At 71.1% G+C, this 18,221-nt stretch carries 15 protein-coding genes; 8 read left to right on the top strand and 7 right to left on the bottom strand.

Annotation, left to right across the window (positions count from 1 at the left end; all coding sequences use genetic code 11):
* Positions 1-59 precede the first annotated feature (59 nt).
* Together AC3A3L_RS04720 and AC3A3L_RS04715 are read left to right on the top strand one after the other, a co-directional pair.
* Positions 60-761 (top strand): hypothetical protein, encoded by a 702-nt coding sequence (locus AC3A3L_RS04720; RefSeq protein WP_487638870.1) that lies wholly within the window; start codon positions 60-62, stop codon positions 759-761.
* 129 nt (positions 762-890) lie between these two features.
* Positions 891-1,736, top strand: a complete 846-nt coding sequence (locus AC3A3L_RS04715; protein WP_487638869.1) for a methylenetetrahydrofolate reductase — start codon at positions 891-893, stop codon at positions 1,734-1,736.
* On the opposite strand, the gene AC3A3L_RS04710 is transcribed toward AC3A3L_RS04715, so the two are convergent.
* From AC3A3L_RS04710 to AC3A3L_RS04690, 5 genes are all read right to left on the bottom strand, one after another.
* Positions 1,733-2,233 carry a DUF1638 domain-containing protein gene (locus AC3A3L_RS04710; protein WP_487638868.1) on the bottom strand — a complete coding sequence of 167 codons (501 nt, stop codon included), beginning with the start codon at positions 2,231-2,233 and terminating at the stop codon, positions 1,733-1,735. The genes AC3A3L_RS04715 and AC3A3L_RS04710 overlap by 4 nt on opposite strands.
* An 82-nt stretch (positions 2,234-2,315) precedes the next feature.
* Positions 2,316-4,304, bottom strand: a complete 1,989-nt coding sequence (locus AC3A3L_RS04705; protein WP_487638867.1) for an ASKHA domain-containing protein — start codon at positions 4,302-4,304, stop codon at positions 2,316-2,318.
* Between the two features lie 22 nt (positions 4,305-4,326).
* Positions 4,327-5,208 carry a dihydropteroate synthase gene (locus AC3A3L_RS04700; protein ID WP_487638866.1) on the bottom strand — a complete coding sequence of 294 codons (882 nt, stop codon included), beginning with the start codon at positions 5,206-5,208 and terminating at the stop codon, positions 4,327-4,329.
* Entirely contained in the window at positions 5,205-5,870 is a 666-nt protein-coding gene (locus AC3A3L_RS04695; RefSeq protein ID WP_487638865.1) for a corrinoid protein, read from the bottom strand. Before AC3A3L_RS04695 ends, AC3A3L_RS04700 begins: the two co-directional genes overlap by 4 nt.
* Complete coding sequence (locus tag AC3A3L_RS04690) at positions 5,867-6,664, bottom strand: IclR family transcriptional regulator (RefSeq protein WP_487638864.1); 798 nt, start codon at positions 6,662-6,664, stop codon at positions 5,867-5,869. Before AC3A3L_RS04690 ends, AC3A3L_RS04695 begins: the two co-directional genes overlap by 4 nt.
* Before the next feature lie 175 nt (positions 6,665-6,839).
* Here AC3A3L_RS04690 and AC3A3L_RS04685 point away from each other — a divergent pair, with 175 nt between their 5' ends.
* Entirely contained in the window at positions 6,840-8,279 is a 1,440-nt protein-coding gene (locus AC3A3L_RS04685; protein ID WP_487638863.1) for a trimethylamine methyltransferase family protein, read from the top strand.
* A gap of 40 nt (positions 8,280-8,319) precedes the next feature.
* Here AC3A3L_RS04685 and AC3A3L_RS04680 read toward each other — a convergent pair whose 3' ends face one another.
* Positions 8,320-9,999: a formate--tetrahydrofolate ligase gene (locus tag AC3A3L_RS04680; RefSeq protein ID WP_487638862.1), complete on the bottom strand. Its 1,680-nt coding sequence runs from the start codon at positions 9,997-9,999 to the stop codon at positions 8,320-8,322.
* 27 nt (positions 10,000-10,026) lie between these two features.
* The gene (gene purU, locus AC3A3L_RS04675) at positions 10,027-10,875 is read right to left on the bottom strand and encodes a formyltetrahydrofolate deformylase (protein ID WP_487638861.1); all 849 of its coding nucleotides are present in this window, start codon (positions 10,873-10,875) and stop codon (positions 10,027-10,029) included.
* 85 nt (positions 10,876-10,960) lie between these two features.
* Here purU and AC3A3L_RS04670 point away from each other — a divergent pair, with 85 nt between their 5' ends.
* The 5 genes from AC3A3L_RS04670 to AC3A3L_RS04650 all read left to right on the top strand — a co-directional run bounded on the left by AC3A3L_RS04670 (position 10,961) and on the right by AC3A3L_RS04650 (position 18,209).
* Positions 10,961-11,743 (top strand): IclR family transcriptional regulator, encoded by a 783-nt coding sequence (locus tag AC3A3L_RS04670; RefSeq protein WP_487638860.1) that lies wholly within the window; start codon positions 10,961-10,963, stop codon positions 11,741-11,743.
* Between the two features lie 120 nt (positions 11,744-11,863).
* Positions 11,864-13,333: an aldehyde dehydrogenase family protein gene (locus AC3A3L_RS04665; RefSeq protein ID WP_487638859.1), complete on the top strand. Its 1,470-nt coding sequence runs from the start codon at positions 11,864-11,866 to the stop codon at positions 13,331-13,333.
* A gap of 9 nt (positions 13,334-13,342) precedes the next feature.
* Positions 13,343-15,067: a choline dehydrogenase gene (betA, locus tag AC3A3L_RS04660; RefSeq protein ID WP_487638858.1), complete on the top strand. Its 1,725-nt coding sequence runs from the start codon at positions 13,343-13,345 to the stop codon at positions 15,065-15,067.
* A complete protein-coding gene (locus AC3A3L_RS04655; RefSeq protein WP_487638857.1) occupies positions 15,064-16,134 on the top strand; it encodes a quaternary amine ABC transporter ATP-binding protein in 1,071 nt (356 codons plus the stop codon). Before betA ends, AC3A3L_RS04655 begins: the two co-directional genes overlap by 4 nt.
* Positions 16,131-18,209, top strand: coding sequence for an ABC transporter permease (locus AC3A3L_RS04650; protein WP_487638856.1), 2,079 nt, complete (start codon positions 16,131-16,133; stop codon positions 18,207-18,209). The genes AC3A3L_RS04655 and AC3A3L_RS04650 overlap by 4 nt, the downstream gene beginning before the upstream one ends.
* The last annotated feature ends 12 nt before the right edge of the window (positions 18,210-18,221 follow it).

The following is an 18,221-nucleotide window of genomic DNA, read 5'->3' as shown; positions in this document are numbered from 1 at the left end:
CGTCCCTGCCGTCGAAGACTTCGAGGCGTCAGAACGACCACCTCACCGAAGGACACACCGTGACCAGCTCGCCCACCACCATCCCGACCACCGGCCGCGCCACCCGGCTCGACGGGCCGGAGCCCTCGAGCCCGTCGGGGACGCTCGGCGCCCTCGGCGGCGTCGCCCTGGCGCTGTCATCGGTGCTGTTCGTCGCCGGCGCAGCGACCAGCCCGCCGCAGGAGGACGGCAGCCCCGGCGCCTACATCGAGTCGCTGGGCGCCGACCCCTTCCTGACCGGACTGTCGGCCAACCTCTTCCACTACTCGTGGGTGCTCGCGACGTTCGGCGCGATCGCCGCGATCGGCCTGGTGCGGGGACGCCGGGGTCGTACGCTCACCGTGCTCGGCGGGCTGGCCGCGGCGTTCGGGTCGATCCAGTTCTCCGGCCTGCTCTACAGCGACTGGGTCCTGCCTGCGCTGGACCACCAGCTGTCGCCCGCGGCGGCCGTCTCGGTGTTCGACGAGATCAGCACGGCCCCGTCGGTCGCCGTGTGGCTCCTGTCGGCCAAGGTCTTCGGCCTGCTGGGCTTCCCGGTGCTCTACGCCGGTCTCGCCCGGGCCGGGGTGATCGCGTGGTGGCTCGTGCCGTTGAGCCTGCTCCCGATGATCGCCTTCGGCATGGTCGGCGGTCCGCTCGGCATCGCCCTCGCGGTGCTCTGCTACGCGCCGTCGTACGTCGTCGGCTGGCGCCTGGTGCAGCGCAACCGGGTGCGCTCCTGACCCCCCGACGGACGGGCGGTCGCCACGATGGTGGCGGCCGCCCGTCCGGCGTCCTCGCGTCCCTTCTCCTGCGATGCTCGAGCCACTACAGTGAGCACGTCTGATGCGTATCACGAGATGAGTTGCTTCATGCGCAACAAGCGATCGGCCGCGACGCTCATCCGGCTCCTCGACCAGGCGCGCTACGAGGTGCTGCCGACGGCGTCCACCGAGGACAAGGTCCTCGAGCACCTGCCGCGCGACCGCGTGGTGACCGTGACCGCGTCCCCGAGCAAGGGACTGGAGGCGACGCTCGACCTCGCCGAGCGCCTCACCGGTCATGGCTACGTCGCGGTGCCCCACCTCGCAGCCCGGATGGTGACCGGTCGGAGCGAGCTCGAGGAGATCGCCGAGCGGCTGGTCGGCAAGGGCATCAGCCGCGTCTTCGTGCCGGGAGGCGATGCCGAAGCGGCCGGCGACTACCCCGACGCCCTCGCGCTGCTGCAGGACCTCCGGGACCTCGGGTCGCCCTTCTCCCACGTCGGCATCACCGGCTATCCCGAGTCGCACCCGACCATCCACGACGACCTCACCGTCCAGTCGATGTGGGACAAGAGGCACTACGCGACCCACATCGTCAGCAACCTGACCTTCGACCCCGCCCTCGTCCGCGACTGGATCCGGCGGCTGCGCAACCGCGGGGTGACGATGCCCCTGCTGGTCGGCCTCCCGGGGCCGGTCGAGCGCGCCAAGCTGCTCGGCATGGCCACCCGCATCGGGGTGGGCGAGTCGACGAAGTTCCTCGCCAAGAACAAGGGCCTCTTCGCCCGGCTCGCGGCGCCGGGCGGCTTCACCGGGGAGAGCTTCCTGGAGAAGTGCGCGCCGGCACTGGGTGAGGACGGCGCGCTGGTCGAGGGCCTCCACGTCTTCACGTTCAACCAGATCGGCGAGACCGAGGCCTGGCGCACCGACCTGCTCCGGCGGCTGCGCGACTAGCGGACGAGGTCGGCGAGCGCCCGCTCGAGGCCGTGGTCGCCGGTCTCCACCACGGTGAGCGGCAGCCCGAGGCTCTCCGCCGCACCGGCGGCGAGGGTGCGCAGCTCCTCGTCCGGCTCCTGGGCCAGCCAGACGACGCGCGTGTAGTGGCCGAAGTAGGTGTCGCGGAGCTCGGGGTAGCGGTCGAGGCCGAGCTCCCGCACGACCGTGCGGTCGAACGACCGGACGAGGAAGTCGGTCAGCAGGTAGGTGCCCGGCTGCTCGTCGAAGAACCGCTCGAGGCGTGACTGCCCGGCGTAGACGTCGTAGCAGTGCAGCCCCGGGAGCCGCCGGAGCCCGAGCTCGTCGCAGACGGCGTCGAGGGCGCCGTACGTCCCGCAGTCGGCGTAGCCGACCACGACCCGGCCGTAGGAGCGGCCGAGGCGCTGGGCCAGCACCCGCACCTCGTCGGCGATCCGGTCGGGGCGGTTGTGCAGCAGCGGGGGCAGGGGGTGCACGTCGACGGGCCAGTCGTGCCGTCCGACGACCGCGGCCGCGGGCTGCGCGATGGCGCCGCACGCGATCAGCGCGACCCGGCCCTCAGGGCTTGAACGAGAGCTGGTCGACGAAGGCGTCGTTGAAGTCGGGGCGGTCGGAGAGCTCGACATAGGTCACCTCCTCCAGCAGGGCCAGCGCACCGGCCCGCTCGCGCACCGACAGCAGCGCCATCTTGGCGCCCTCGCCGGCCACGTTGCCCGCGGCGACGATGCGCAGCACGGGCAGCTTCGGCACCAGCCCGATGCGGACCGCCGACGCGGGGGAGAGGTAGCTGCCGAACGAGCCCGCGAGCAGCACCTGCTGCACGTCGCGGTGCTCGAGGCCGAGCTCCTCGAGGAGCAGCGACCAACCCGTGGAGATGGCCGCCTTGGCGAACTGCAGCTCGCGCACGTCGCGCTGGGAGAGGTAGACGCACTCGGCAGGCTCGGCGTCGGGCGCGGGCCGGTGCAGGACGAACACCCGTTCCTCGCCGATCCGTGCCAGCCGGTCGGCCAGCGCGGGGGCGACGTCCTTGGCGTCCTCCTCGGGCACGAGCCGGCCCGAGGAGTCGAGGAGGCCGACGCGGACGAGCTCGGCAACGGCGTCGACCAGGCCCGAGCCGCACAGGCCCCTGGGCTCGACGTCACCGATGACCTGCAGCGTGACGGCGGGGTCGTCGCCCTCGGCGTGGGGGTCGACCTTGACCACCTCGATGGCACCGTCGGCGGCTCGCATGCCGCACCGGATGGCCCCGCCCTCGAACGCCGGCCCGGCGGGCGCGGCGGTCGACAGGATGGTCTCGCCGTCGCTGAGCACGATCTCGCAGTTGGTGCCGACGTCGATGAACAGCCGGGTGCGCTTGTCGCGGTCCATCCCGCTGGCGAGCATGCCCGCCACGATGTCGCCGCCCACGTAGGCGCCGAGCGCGGGGAACAGGAAGGCGCGCGCACGCGGGTGCAGGCTCAGGCCCAGGTCGGAGGCGAGGACCGAGGGCGGCTGGGCGGCCGACATCACGAAGGGGGCGACGCCGAGCGGCTCGGGGTCGATGCCGAGGGCGAGGGCCGTCATCGTCGCGTTGCCCGCCACCGCCACCTCGTAGACGTGGGCCGGGTCCACCTGCGCCTCCCGGCACACCTGCGTCGCGAGCGACGAGAGCGTGGTGCCGGCGGCCTGCTGGAGCCGCCCGAGCGCGTCGGGGTCCATCATCGTGGCGCTGATCCGGGTGATGACGTCGCCGCCGAAGGGCTGCTGCGCGTTGAGCGTCGACGCGACCGCCAGCGGGGTGCCGGTGCCGACGTCGAGCAGCGTGCCGACGACCGTCGTGGTGCCGAGGTCGAACGCGATGGCGTAGCGCGCACCCGTGGTGTCGCCGGGCTCGACGTCGACGAGGGCCTCGTCGAGGATGACCGCGGTGACCTTGAAGTCGGCCTGGCGCAGCACCGTGGACAGCCGGCGCAGCACGTGGAGGTCGGCGGTGAGCTCGAGGTCGTCGATCGCGTCGGTGAGGCGTACGAGGTCGGTGCGCTGGTCGGCGAGCGTGGCCTCGTCGAGCTCGACGTAGCGCTTCTGCAGGGCCGGGCGCAGGATCACCTGGCGCCCGATCCCGACGGTCGCGGCCTTCGGCCGGGTGGTCAGCGGGGGCACCTCGACGGCGAGGTCGCGGGTGGCGTGGAGCAGGCAGCCGAGCCGCCAGCCCTCCTCGAGCTGGGCGGGGGTGAAGGTGCGCACGTCGTGCCGGGTGACCGGGGTCGCGCTGTCGGAGGTGACCCGGATGCGGCACTTGTGGCAGGTGCCGTGGCCGCCGCAGGTGGAGTCGATGGCGATGCCGTTCCACGACGCGGCGTCGAAGACGGTCACCCCGGGTGGCACGCGTACGTCGCGCACCGCCGGCGGGACGTCGGACCCGTCCTCGGCCCTGGTCCGGACGGTGAAGGCGAGACCGACGCGGCCCGTGCCGTCGTGGGTGGCAGGCTCCGTGCCCGGCCGCTCGAGGAGGCCCTCGCGGGCGACGTCGGCCAGCGTGAAGTCGGGGCCGTCGGGTGGCCCGCTCATGACGCGGGCCCGTGGGGTGTCGTCACACCTTCTCCGCGTCCTGCTTGGCGCGGTGCGCGCTGATCCAGGCCATGCCCCAGTCGTCGTGGCCGAGGAACACGTCGGCCGCCTTGACCGCCTCGACCACGTGGGGTGTGCGGGCGTCCATGATCGCGCTCGTCAGCCCGGAGGTCATGGCCATCGGGAGCCACGTGCCGTTGAGCGTGTGCCGGCCGGGCATGCCGAACGAGACGTTGGAGGCACCACAGGTCATGTTGACCCCGAAGTCGTCGCGGATGCGGCGCATCACCTCGAAGGTCACCAGGCTGGTGGTCGTGTCGGCGCCGATGGGCATCGCGAGGGGATCGATGACGATGTCGGCCTGCGCGATGCCGTACTCCTGGGTGGCGACCCGGACGATCTTGCCGGTGAGCTCGACGCGCTTGTCGGCCTCCATCGGGATCTCGTCGTGGTCGTTGGGCAGGGCGATGATCGCGGCGTCGTGCTTCTTCACCAGCGGCAGGATCAGCTCGAGGCGCTCGTCCTCGGCGGTGACGGAGTTGACCAGGGCCCGGCCCTGGTAGACCGACAGTCCTGCCTCGAGCGCCTCGACCACCGAGGAGTCGATGCAGATCGGGAGGTCGGTGAGCTCCTGGACCATCGTGATGGCCTTGGCGAGCAGGTCGGGCTCGTCGGTCAGCGGCACGCCCATGTTGACGTCGAGCACGTCGGCGCCGCCCTCGACCTGTGCCTTGACGTCGCGCTCGATCGCCGACATGTCGCCGTCGCGGAGCTGCTGCTGGAAGATGCGGCGCCCGGTGGGGTTGATCCGCTCGCCGATGAGGGTGAAGCGGGTGTCGTGCCCGATGACCACCTCGCGGGTCGCCGAGCGCAGCACCGTGCGCAGCGGCTCGGCGGGGCTCATGCAGGGACCTTGGTGCGCTTGGCCTCGATGAGGCTCTTGGCGCGCTTGACGGTCTGCGAGGCGTCCGCGGCGTAGCCGTCGGCCCCGACCGCGTCGGCGTACTCCTGGGTGACGGGTGCGCCGCCGACCATCACGATCACCTCGTTGCGGATGCCGGCCTTCTCGAGGGCGTTCATGTTGGCCTTGAACATCGGCATCGTGGTGGTGAGGAAGGCCGAGAAGCCGACGATGTCGGGCTGGTGCTCCTCGATCGCCGCCACGAACTTCTCCGGCGCGACCTGCACGCCGAGGTCGATCACCTCGAAGCCGGCGCCCTCGAGCATGATGTTGACCAGGTTCTTGCCGATGTCGTGGACGTCGCCCTTGACCGTGCCCATCAGGAACTTGCCGATGGTCGCCACGCCGGTCTCGGCGAGCAACGGCCGGAGCCGCTCCATCGCGCCGGCCATGGCGCGTCCGGCGATGAGCATCTCCGGGACGAAGAAGTCGCCGCGCTCGAAGCGCGCGCCGACCTCCTCCAGCGAGGGGATCAGGGCGTCGAAGAGCAGCGTCTGCGGCTCCATCGAGAGGTTCAGCCCCTCCTCGGTCAGCTCGAGCACACGAGGGGCGTTGCCCACGAGCGTCTCGTCGTAGAGGGCCTTGAGGATGTCGTCGGGGGTCATGCGACCACCTCCTGGGTGCGAGCGTCTCGGCGGGCTGGGTCGGTGCGGGCGGGACCGCGCAGCAGGGATGACAGCGCGGTGGACTGGTCGAGCAGGTGGTGGCCGAGCTCGTCGAGCCGCTCGGCCAGACGGGCCGTTGGTCCCGAGATACCGAGCGCGGCCACCACGTCGTCGCGGAGGCCGAAGACGGGCACGGCGACGCCGGTGAGGCCGATCTCGAGCTCGTCCTCGGTGACGGTCCACCCGCGGTCGCGCGCCTGCCTGCCGTCACGGCGTACGGCGTCGCGGTCGGGGAGCGTCGCCGGCGTGGGGCGCTCGAGCTCGCCGTCGGGGAGCTCGAGCGCCCCCCAGGCGAGCAGCACCTTGCCGAGCGCGGAGCAGTGGGCGGGGACCTCGATCTCGGTCCAGTCGCGGGTGCCGAGGAGGTAGGTCGAGTCGACCTGCGCCACCTGCACCACCCGGTCGCCACGGGCCACGCTGAGGTGCACCGTCTCACCGGTGTCGGCCCCGATGCGCTCCATGACCGGTCGGGCCAGCCGGACCAGCTCGTCCCACGGGTCGTGCCGCGCGGCGTAGAGCCAGAACAGCCGGCCGGCGACGTAGGACCCGGACCCGACCCGCTCCACCAGTCCCGAGCGCTCGAGCGCTGCGAGCAGCCGCGAGGTCGTCGACTTCGCGAGCCCGCTGGCGTCCTGCAGGTCGGCGAACGAGATCGGCTCGTCGGCGTGGACGACCGTCGCGACGAGGTCGGCGGCGCGGTCCAGCGCCCGCGTCCCGGTGGCGGCCTCGCTCACGGACGGCTCCTTCGGTCGAGGGGTTCCCAGGCGTTCCATGATGTGGAACCGTGGTTCCACATCATGAGGCTAAGAGCCGTCGGGAGCCGCGGTCAAGGGGTCCGGCCGGCGTCGCGGCCGACGTCTGCACCCGCCCGATCCCCAGCCCTGACCCAGCCCTGACCCAGGAGGACCCGTGTTCCGCAACGCCATGCCGCGCTACGAGGTTTTGTCCCAGGAGGCGATGGCCACCCTCGACCAGGGGTGGCGACGGCTGATGACCGAGATCGGCGTCGAGTTCATGGACGAGCGCGCCCTCGAGCTGTTCCGCAGGGCCGGGCAGCGGGTCGAGGACAACACCGTCTTCCTCGACCCCGACTTCGTCCTCGAGCAGGTGGCCAAGGCGCCCCGCGAGTTCGACGTCCAGGCACGCAACCACGACCACGACATCCACATCGGCGGCGACTCGATGGCGTTCGGTGCCGTCTACGGCCCGCCGTTCGTGCGGCAGGGCGACGTACGACGCGACGCCACGATGGAGGACTTCCGCAGCTTCACCAAGCTCGCGCAGTCGTTCCCCGTGCTCGACTCCGCCGGCGGTGTCATCTGCGAGCCCAACGACACACCGCTCGACAGCCGGCACCTCGACATGACCTACGCGCTGCAGACGCTGACCGACAAGGTCTACATGGGCAACGTCGTCTCCGGGGTCAACGCCGCCGACACCCTGGCGATGACCTCGATCCTGTTCGGCTCGCGGGAGGCCATCGAGGAGACCCCGGCCACGATCTCGCTGATCAACTGCAACTCGCCGCTGCGCTGGGACGACCGGATGCTCGAGGCGCAGTTCGAGTACTCCGGTGCGGGCCAGCCGGTCGTGCTGACGCCCTTCATCCTGATGGGCGCGATGTCGCCGGTGACGATCCCGGCGGCGCTGGTCCAGCAGATCGTCGAGGCGCTGTCGGGCATCGCGCTGTCGCAGCTGATCCGCCCCGGGACGCCGGTGATCTTCGGGTCCTTCCTGTCCAACATCGACATGCAGTCCGGCTCGCCGACCTTCGGCACCCCGGAGTCCGGTCTCGGCCTGCTGTGCACCGGCCAGATCGCCCGCCACTTCGGCCTGCCCTTCCGAACCGGTGGCGGGCTGACGTCCTCCCAGGTGGCCGACGCCCAGGCGGGCTACGAGGCACTCATGACGCTGCTGCCGACCTTCCTCGCCGGCGCCAACTGGGTGATGCACTCGGCCGGCTGGCTCGAGGGCGGCCTGGTCGCGGGCTACGAGAAGTTCATCGTCGACATCGAGCTGCTCCAGATGCTGCGCCACGAGTTCACCCCGCTCGAGATCGACGAGGCCTCGATGGCCTTCGACGCCCACCAGGAGGTCGGCCACGGCGGCCACTTCCTCGGCGCGATGCACACGATGGAACGCTTCCGCACCTGCTTCTACCGCCCGCTCCTCTCGTCGTCGGAGAACTACGAGCGCTGGATGCGGGGCGGCGGTCACGACGCCAACCACCGTGCGCAGGTGGCCTACCAGAAGACCCTCGAGGACTACGAGCAGCCGGCCCTCGACGACGCGGTCCGCGAGGAGCTCGAGGACTACGTCATCCGCCGGCGGGCGGAGCTCGGCGACTGACTCCCTTCCGCTGGTCGGGGAGGTCGCCCAGCGGGTGAGGTCAGCTGAGGCCCAGGATCGTCCCGTCGTCGGCGAGGTCGATGCGGGCGGCGGACGGGTCGCGGGGGAGGCCGGGCATGGTCATCATGTCGCCGCAGACCACGACGACGAACCCGGCGCCGGCCGAGAGGCGTACCTCCCGCACGTGGAGCTCGTGGCCCGAGGGCGCGCCCAGGGACGTCGGGTCGGTCGAGAAGGAGTACTGGGTCTTGGCGACGCAGACGGGGAGCTCGGCGTAGCCGTCGCGCTCGATGCGCTGCAGCCGCCGGCGGGCCTTGGCGTCCCACGTGACCTGCCCGGCGCCGTAGAGCCGGGTGGCGATCGCCTCCACCTTGGCCGTCAGCGACAGCTGGTCGTCGTACGTGAAGGAGAACTCGTACGGCGACGGCTCGGCCAGGGTCGCGAGCACGCCCTGGGCGAGGTCCTTGGCGCCGTTGCCGCCGTCGGCGAAGTGCGTGGCCGGGAACGCCTGCACGCCCTCGTCGGCGACGAGCTCGACCACCCGCGCCACCTCACGGTCGGTGTCGGTGGGGAAACGGTTGACCGCGACGACGGCCGGGATGCCGTACACGTCGCGGATGTTGGCGAGGTGGCGGCGCAGGTTGACCATGCCGGCCTCGACCGCCGCGACGTCCTCGGTGCCGAGGTCCGCAAGCGCCACGCCGCCGTGGTACTTCAACGCCCGCACCGTCGCCACCACGACCGCCACGTCGGGGCGCAGGCCCGACTTGCGGCACTTGATGTCCACGAACTTCTCCGCGCCCAGGTCGGCGCCGAAGCCGGCCTCGGTGACCACGATGTCGGCCAGGCGCAGGCCGGCGCGGGTCGCCATGACCGAGCTGCAGCCGTGGGCGATGTTGGCGAACGGGCCGCCGTGCACGAAGGCCGGCGCACCCTCGAGCGTCTGCACGAGGTTGGGCGCGAGGGCGTCGCGAAGCAGCGCCGCCATCGCCCCGTCCGCGCCCAGGTCGCGCGCGGTCACCGGCGCCATGGCGCGGGTGTAGCCGATGACGATGTCGCCGATGCGTCGCTTCAGGTCGGCCCACGACTCGGTGAGGCAGAAGATCGCCATCAGCTCGGACGCGACGACGATGTCGAACCCGTCCTCGCGAGGGAAGCCGTTGACGTGACCACCGAGCGCGACGACGACCTCGCGCAGCGCACGGTCGTTGGTGTCGAGGACGCGCTTCCAGGTCACGCTGCGCACGTCGATGTCGAGCGCGTTGCCGTGGTGGACGTGGTTGTCGATGAGGGCGGCGAGCAGGTTGTTCGCGGCGGCGATCGCGGCGAAGTCGCCGGTGAAGTGCAGGTTGATGTCGGTCATCGGCACCACCTGGCTCCAGCCGCCACCGGCGGCGCCGCCCTTCATGCCGAAGACCGGTCCCATCGACGGCTCCCGCAGGCACGCCACCGTCCGGTGGCCCAGGCCGTGGAGGGCGTCGGTGAGCCCGACCGTCGTGGTGGTCTTGCCCTCGCCCGGCGGGGTCGGCGAGAGGGCCGTCACCAGGACCAGCTTGCCCAGAGGCCGGTCGGCGAGGGAGGCCAGGTAGCCGACGTCCACCTTGGCCTTGGTGTGCCCGTAGGGCACCAGGTGCTCCTCGTCGATGCCGAGGGTCTCCCGGGCGATGTCGCGGATGGGCCGCAGGACGGCGGCGTTGGCGATCTCGATGTCGGACTGCATGGTGCTCCTTCGGTGGTTGCTGCGGCGTCAGCGGAAGACGACGGTGCGGTCGCCGTTGAGCAGGACGCGTGACTGCGCGTGCCAGCGCACGGCCCGGGACAGGACCTGTGCCTCGACGTCGCGCCCTGCCGCGACGAGCTGGTCCTGGTCGTAGCCGTGGTCCACGCGCAGGACGTCCTGCTCGATGATCGGTCCCTCGTCGAGGTCGGCGGTGACGTAGTGGGCCGTCGCGCCCACCAGCTTCACGCCGCGGTCGAAGGCCTGGTGGTAGGGCCGGGCGCCCTTGAAGCTCGGCAGGAACGAGTGGTGGATGTTGATCGCCCGTCCGGACAGCCGCCGGCACAGGTCGTCGGACAGCACCTGCATGTAGCGGGCCAGCACGACGAGGTGGCTGTCCGTCGCGTCGACGATGTCCATGAGCTCCTCCTCGGCGTCGGCCTTGGTCGCCGACGTCACGGGGACGTGGTGGAAGTCGATGCCGTACGACCGCACGAGCGGGCCGGCGTCGGGGTGGTTGGAGACGACGGCCGGTACGTCGATCTGCACCGCGCCCGTGCTGGCCCGGAAGAGCAGGTCGTTGAGGCAGTGCAGGTGTTTCGACACCATGATGAGCGTGCGGTAGGGCGCGTCCGCCGCCCACAGCTCGAAGTCCATGCCGAGGCGCTCGGCGGTGGGCGCGAACGCCTCGCGCAGGCCGGCGGGCTCGGTGGCGGTGTCCGTGGCGAACGCGATCCGCATGAAGAACCGGCGGGTGAGACGGTCGCCGAACTGCTGGCTCTCGACGATGTTGGCGCCCTGCTCGACGAGGTAGCCGCTGACCGCGTGCACGATGCCCGGGCGGTCTGGACAGGAGAGGGTCAGGACGAAGTCGCTCACGCTGCCTCCTCGTCGGATCCGCAAATGTTGCGCTTGACGAAACAGAGTTTGCGATACGCAACAGCGACTGCGCTAGTGTCGCGCCATGCGCAACAGCGAGGAGGCTGCTTCCGGGGGCGGTGGCGTGCAGTCGGTCGACCGCGCCCTGAGCATCCTCGAGGTGCTGGCACGCACCGGTGAGGCGGGCGTCACCGAGATCGCGAAGGAGCTCGACGTCCACAAGAGCACGGCGTTCCGGCTGATGGCCACCCTCGAGTCGCACCGGCTCGTCGAGCAGACGGGCGACCGGGGGCGCTACCGGCTCGGCGTCGGCATCCTGCGTCTCGCAGGTGCGACCACCGCCCGGCTCGACCTCGTCCAGGAGGCGCGTCCGATCTGCCGCCAGCTCGCCGCCGACACCGGCGAGACCGTCAACGTCGCCGTGCTGGCCGACGGGTCCGCGCTCTACCTCGACCAGGTGGCGGGGTCGTCGGCGCTGCAGCCCCACAACTGGGTCGGGCAGCACATCCCGCTGCACGCGACGAGCAACGGCAAGGTCCTGCTGAGCGGCCTCGAGGAGGGGGAGCTCGAGCAGGCGCTCGGCGCGCTGACGACGTACACCGCCCAGACGATCACCGGTCTTCCTCGGCTGCGCGAGGAGCTGGACCGGGTGAGGGAGCAGGGGTACGCCGTCGCGATCGACGAGCTCGAGGTCGGACTGACCGCGGTGGCCGCGCCCGTACGCAACGCCCACGGCGACGTGGTCGCCTCGATGAGCGTCTCCGGTCCGTCGTTCCGGCTGGACGCGGAGCGGCTCGACGACGTCATCGCCCTCCTGAAGCAGGCGGCCGACGAGGTGTCCCACCGGCTCGGCTGGGGTCATCGATAGTCGGCACGTGGACCACTTGACCCTTGACGACCGGGGGTCGCCGCAGGATCCTGCGGCTGTGGCTGGTTGCGCTCGGAGCACCCGGTTGCGACATGCGCAACAAGTGTCGAGGTGGTCCGGATGCCAGAGCTGTACGTCGACGGGGCGTGGACGAGCGCTGCCGCGGGCGGTCGGCGCGAGATCCGGTGCCCCGCGGACGGCTCGCTCGTGGCCGAGGTCGACGAGGCCGGGGCCGAGGACACCGACGCCGCGATCGCCGCGGCCCACCGCGCGTTCCACGAGGGTGGCTGGTCGACCACGTCGGGCCGCGACCGTGGCGACCTGCTCCTGCGCGTGGCCGACCAGCTCGAGCGCGACACCGACGAGGTGGCCCGCATGGAGTCGCTCGACACCGGCAAGCGGTTCGTCGAGAGCCAGTACGACCTCGCCGACGTGGTCTCGGTCTTCCGCCACTACGGGCGGGTGGCGGCCGAGGACGCCGGCCGCGTCGTCGACACCGGCAACGCGGACGTGGTCAGCCGGATCGTGCACGAGCCGATCGGCGTGTGCGGTCTCATCACGCCGTGGAACTACCCGCTCCTCCAGGTCTCGTGGAAGGTCGCACCCTGCCTCGCGGCGGGCAACACCTTCGTCCTCAAGCCCAGCGAGCTGACGCCGCACTCCGCGATCCACCTGATGCGCCTCCTGGAGGAGGCCGGCCTGCCAGCGGGCGTCGGCAACCTCGTGCTGGGGGCCGGCGCGAGCGCGGGCGCCTCCCTCTCGTCGGACCCGCGGGTCGACCTGGTCTCGTTCACCGGCGGGCTGGAGACGGGCCGCGCGATCATGGCGACGGCCGCGGCGACGGTGAAGAAGGTGGCCCTGGAGCTGGGCGGCAAGAACCCCAACATCGTGTTCGCGGACGCCGACATCGAGGTCGCCCTCGACTTCGCGCTGACCGCGGTCTTCCTCCACTCCGGCCAGGTGTGCTCCGCGGGCGCCCGGCTGCTGGTCGAGGATTCGATCCACGACTCCTTCGTCGACACCCTCGTCGAGCGGGCGGGAGCGATCCGGCTCGGCGGCCCCTTCGACGACAAGGCGGAGACCGGCCCGCTGACCAGTGCCGCCCACCGCGACAAGGTGGAGGCGTACGTCGCCCGCGGCCTCGCCGAGGGAGCGGTGCTGCGGCTCGGCGGAGCGCGTCCCGACGACCCCGCGCTGGCCGACGGCTTCTACTACCTCCCGACGATCCTCGACGCCTGCACGACCGGCATGTCCGTCACCCAGGACGAGTCCTTCGGCCCGGTGCTGACGGTGGAGACCTTCCGCGACGAGGACGAGGCGGTGCGTATCGCCAACGACTCGATCTACGGCCTGGCCGGGGCCGTCTGGACCCGGGACGCCGGCCGGGCGGAGCGGGTGGCCGCACGGCTGCGCATGGGGACGGTGTGGATCAACGACTACCACCCGTACGTCCCCCAGGCCGAGTGGGGCGGCTACAAGCAGTCCGGCACCGGACGCGAGCTCGGTCGGGCAGGACTCGACGAGTACCGCGAGACCAAGCACGTGTGGCACAACATCCGCCCCGTGCCGCAACGCTGGTTCGGCGGGTAGGCGACGACCATGGGAGCGGACCGGTACGACGTCGTCATCGTGGGAGGTGGCTCGGCCGGGTGCGCGCTCGCCAACCGGCTCTCGGCCGACCCCAGCACCTCGGTGCTGGTCCTGGAGGCCGGGCGCACCGACCGGTTCGACCCGCTGATCCATGCCCCGGCAGCACTGCCGTTCCCGATCGGCAACCCGCTCTACGACTGGAGGTACGAGACCGAGCCGGAGCCGGCCATGGGTGGGCGCCGGGTCTACCACGCCCGCGGCAAGGTGCTGGGCGGGTCGTCCTCGATCAACGGGATGATCTTCCAGCGCGGCAACCCGATGGACTACCAGCGCTGGGCCGGCGAGCCCGGCATGGAGTCGTGGGACTACCTGCACTGCCTGCCCTACTTCAGGCGGATGGAGTCGCTCGTCCTCCCCGACGGGCAGGTAGGTGCCGACGCGTGGCGCGGCGGGTCGGGACCGCTGAGGCTCGAGCGGAGCCCCGCCACCAACCCGCTCTTCAGTGCGTTCTTCGAGGCCGCCCAGCAGGCCGGCTACCCGCTGACCGACGACGTGAACGGCTACCGCCAGGAGGGCTTCGGGCGCTTCGACCGCAACATCGTCAAGGGCGTGCGGATGTCCGCTGCCCGCGCCTACCTGCACCCGGTGATGAAGCGCAGGAACCTCACCGTCGAGACCTTCGCCCACGCCACGCGGATCCGCTTCGAGGGCCGGCGGGCGGTCGGTGTCGACTACCTCCGCGCCGGCCGGCGGCACGAGCAGGTCCGGGCCGGCGAGGTCATCCTGTGCGGCGGCGCGATCAACTCCCCGCAGCTGCTGCAGCTCTCGGGCGTCGGCAACCCCGAGCACCTGCGCCCCTTGGGCGTGGAGATGGTGCAGGACCTGCCGGGTGTCGGGGAGAACCTCCAGGACCACCTCGAGGTCTACATCCAGTACTCCTCCCTCCAGCCGGTGTCGATCGTCGAGGGGCTGAAGTGGCGCAACCGCCCGATGGTCGGGCTCGAGTGGCTGCTCAGGCGGACCGGGACGGCGGCGTCCAACCACTTCGAGGGTGGCGGCTTCTGCCGGTCGAACGAGGACGTCGACTGGCCCAACCTGATGTTCCACTTCCTGCCGATCGCCATCCGCTACGACGGCTCGGCGCCGGCCGGGCAGGACAAGTACGCGCACGGCTACCAGGTCCACATCGGCCCGATGTACGCCGACACCCGCGGGTGGGTGCGCATCTCCTCGACGGACCCGCGGCAGAAGCCGAGGATGCTCTTCAACTACCTGTCCACCGACAACGACCGCCGGGAGTGGGTCGAGGCCGTGCGCGTGGCGCGCGACATCCTCAACCAGCCCGCGTTCGCGCCCTTCAACGGCGGCGAGCTCTCGCCCGGTCCCTCCGTCGAGACCGACGAGGAGATCCTCGAGTGGGTGCGCCAGGACGCCGAGACCGCGCTCCACCCCTCGTGCACCGCGAAGATGGGCACCGACGAGATGTCCGTGGTCGACCCGCTGAGCATGCGCGTGCACGGCACCGAGGGCCTGCGGGTCGTCGACGCCAGCGTCTTCCCCTACGTCACCAACGGCAACATCTACGCCCCCGTGATGATGGTCGCCGAGAAGGCTGCCGACCTCATCCTCGGCAACACCCCGCTGCCCGCGGCCGACGTCCCCTTCTACCGGTACCGCGACGGCACACCGCCGTACCCACCGGGCGACAGTCGCAACGACGAGGAGCAGCCATGAGCACCATGACCCACCGGGCGACCGGAACCGGCACGTCCACCGACGACCCGGCGCTCTCGGTGCGCAACCTCTGGAAGATCTTCGGCAGGGGCGCGGACTCCATCATCGGGACCGCTGATGCCGACCTGTCGCGCGCGGACCTCAAGGCCAAGACGGGGTGCGTCGTCGGTGTGAAGGACGTGTCCTTCGAGGTCGCCCCGGGCGAGGTCTTCGTCGTCATGGGCCTGTCCGGCTCGGGCAAGTCCACCCTGGTCCGCCTGCTCACCCGCCTGATCGAGCCGACGTCCGGCTCGGTGACGCTGAACGGCGAGGAGATCACCGAGGCGTCGGAGTCGAAGCTGCGCGAGATCCGCCGCCACCAGGTGTCGATGGTGTTCCAGCACTTCGGACTGCTGCCGCACCGCCAGGTCATCGACAACGTGGCCTACGGCCTCGAGGTCCGCGGTGTGGGCAAGAAGGAACGCCGGGCGAAGGCCGGGGAGATCGTCGACCTGGTCGGCCTCTCGGGATACGAGAAGTCCTACCCCGACCAGCTCTCCGGCGGGATGCAGCAGCGCGTCGGGCTGGCCCGGGCGCTCGCCGGTGACCCGGAGATGCTGCTCTTCGACGAGCCGTTCTCGGCACTCGACCCGCTGATCCGGCGTGACATGCAGAACGAGGTCATCCGGCTGCACCGCGAGCTGGGCAAGACGATGGTCTTCATCACCCACGACCTGAGCGAGGCCCTCAAGCTCGGTGACCGGATCCTGATCATGCGGGACGGTGCGATCGTCCAGATCGGCTCGCCCGACGAGGTCGTCGCCCGGCCGGCCGACGACTACGTCACGGACTTCGTCTCCGAGGTGCCGAAGTCGCACGTGCTGACCCTGAAGTGGGTGATGCGCGACCCGCGGCCCGGGGAGTCGCTGGAGGGCCCCGCGCTCCCGGTGACCACGATCGTGCGCCAGGCCGCCCGCGCGGCGATCGCATCGGAGCACCCGATCCGGGTGGTGGACGGCGAGGAGCTGCTGGGCGTCGTGGACGAGGAGGACATCATGCGCGTGGTGGTGGCCGAGGAGGCGTCATGACCGCCACCGCCCCAGCCCCCGCCGTCCGCAAGCCGGTCGAGCCCGGCGCCGAGCCGCCGCCTCCCGAGCGGAGGTCCGTCAGCCGGTGGATCCCGGCCGCGGTGGTCGTCGGCGTCTGGATCGTCGTCTACCTCCTCATGGAGGGCACCGACACCCTCGCCCTGCCGGGCGTCGCGCGGACCGACCTCCACGACCGGCTCACCGAGTTCAACAACGACCTCCTCGCGAGTCGCGACACCAACCCGATCATGCAGCTCACCAACTCCATCTCGGACCTGCTGCGCAGCCTCTTCGAGTGGGTGCAGCGCATGGTCGTCGTGCCGAACCCGCCACGCCCCGTGCCGGAGATCGGCTGGCTCGGCGTCGTCGCGATCGCGACGTACGTCGGCCTGGTGATCGCCAACTGGCGCATCGCGGTCCTCGTCTGCCTCTCCTTCCTCTCGTTCGGCGTGCTGGGCTACTGGCAGGACTCGCTCGACCTGCTCATCGTCACCTTCATCTCGGTGGCGATCGTGATCGTCCTGGGGATGCCGCTGGCCGTCCTGGTTGGCACGAGCGCCCGGGCCAACAGGGTGATCACGGTCGTCCTCGACCTCATGCAGACGATGCCGACGTTCGTCTACCTGCTGCCCGTCGTGCTGTTCTTCGGCATCGGCGTGAGCGCGGCTGTCGTGAGCACGATGATCTACGCGCTCCCGCCACTCGTCCGGATCGCCGGGTTCGGGATCCGGGAGGTCCCGACGACCACCATCGAGGCGACCGACTCGGCCGGCCAGACCTACTGGCAGCGGCTGTTCAAGGTGCAGATCCCCATGGCGCGCAAGACCATCATCGTGGGCCTCAACCAGACCACGCTCGCCGCGCTCTCGATGGCCACGCTGGCGGCGTTCGTGAACGGGCCGGGTCTCGGCAAGCCCGTCCTGGCCGGCCTGCGGATCAACGACGTCGGCGCGGCGTTCGTGCCGGGCGTGCTGATCGTGGTCATGGCCGTCATGCTCGACCGGACCACGACGGCCGCCAGCGAGCGCTCGGAGAAGGTCGCGCGCGGCGGCGGCGGCGGCGTCCGGCTGCGGCGCATCCTCCTCGCCGTCGGCGGGGCCGGGACGCTCGTCGCCGTCTACCTCTCGCGCACGTACATCAGCCTCGCCGAGTTCCCCGTCTACACCATCGGCGACCGGATCGCCACGTGGGTGAACGACGTCATGGACTGGGTCACCAGCACCTTCGGCGGCATCACCGGCGCCTTCAAGGACTTCGTGACCGACTGGCTGCTCAACCCGATGCAGTCACTGATCGCCGAGTCGCCGTGGTACGTCTCCTTCGTCGCGATCGCCGCCCTGGCGTTCGTCTTCGGCGGCGGCCGTGCCCTCGTGTCGGCCCTGGTGTGCCTGACCGGCATCTGGTTCTTCGACCTGTGGCACGACGCGATGATCACCCTGACCATGACGCTGGTCGCCACCGTGCTCGTGATGGTCCTGGCCCTGGTCTTCGGGGTCTGGATGGCCCGGGACCGGAAGGTCGACCTCGGGATCAGGCCGCTGCTCGACGCGGGCCAGACGATTCCGCCGTTCGTCTACCTGATCCCGGTGCTGGCCCTCTTCGGGCCCTCCCGCTTCACCGCGATCGTGGCCGGCGTCGTCTACGCGGCCCCCGCCGCCATCAAGCTGGTGGCCGACGGCGTCAAGGGTGTCTCGCCCACGACCATCGAGGCGGGCCGCTCGACGGGTCAGACGACGTGGCAGGAGATCACCAAGGTGCAGCTGCCGATGGCGAAGGGCTCGCTCGTGCTGGCCACCAACCAGGGCCTGCTCTACGTGCTGTCCATGACCGTGATCGGCGGCCTCGTCGGCGCGGGCGCCCTCGGCTACGACGTCGTCTACGGCTTCTCGCGCAGCGAGGCGTGGGGCAAGGGCCTCGCCGCGGGCATCACCATCGTGCTTCTCGGCGTGATGCTCGACCGGATCACCCGCGCGGCTGCAGACGTACGCCGGGACGACGGACCCGGACCGCGCCGGGCGTTCCACACGCGGCTGCCGATCGGCTTCCCGGGCGACCGGAAGGTCGTCGAGACGTGACCGCCGGGCCCC

This window comes from Nocardioides sp. Soil_C_8, assembly GCF_057656315.1.
The sequence above is the reverse complement of the archived record's forward strand: the minus strand, read 5'-3'. Positions and strand labels throughout refer to the sequence as shown.

What these genes read in the sequence shown, in the direction of transcription:
- AC3A3L_RS04650 (WP_487638856.1), top strand. Translation starts at nt 16,131, where the DNA reads ATGACCGCCACCGCCCCAGCCCCCGCCGTCCGCAAGCCGGTCGAGCCC.
- AC3A3L_RS04705 (WP_487638867.1), bottom strand. Translation starts at nt 4,304, where the DNA reads ATGAGCGGGCCACCCGACGGCCCCGACTTCACGCTGGCCGACGTCGCC.
- AC3A3L_RS04670 (WP_487638860.1), top strand. Translation starts at nt 10,961, where the DNA reads ATGCGCAACAGCGAGGAGGCTGCTTCCGGGGGCGGTGGCGTGCAGTCG.
- AC3A3L_RS04665 (WP_487638859.1), top strand. Translation starts at nt 11,864, where the DNA reads ATGCCAGAGCTGTACGTCGACGGGGCGTGGACGAGCGCTGCCGCGGGC.
- AC3A3L_RS04715 (WP_487638869.1), top strand. Translation starts at nt 891, where the DNA reads ATGCGCAACAAGCGATCGGCCGCGACGCTCATCCGGCTCCTCGACCAG.
- AC3A3L_RS04680 (WP_487638862.1), bottom strand. Translation starts at nt 9,999, where the DNA reads ATGCAGTCCGACATCGAGATCGCCAACGCCGCCGTCCTGCGGCCCATC.
- betA (WP_487638858.1), top strand. Translation starts at nt 13,343, where the DNA reads ATGGGAGCGGACCGGTACGACGTCGTCATCGTGGGAGGTGGCTCGGCC.
- AC3A3L_RS04655 (WP_487638857.1), top strand. Translation starts at nt 15,064, where the DNA reads ATGAGCACCATGACCCACCGGGCGACCGGAACCGGCACGTCCACCGAC.
- AC3A3L_RS04695 (WP_487638865.1), bottom strand. Translation starts at nt 5,870, where the DNA reads ATGACCCCCGACGACATCCTCAAGGCCCTCTACGACGAGACGCTCGTG.
- AC3A3L_RS04700 (WP_487638866.1), bottom strand. Translation starts at nt 5,208, where the DNA reads ATGAGCCCCGCCGAGCCGCTGCGCACGGTGCTGCGCTCGGCGACCCGC.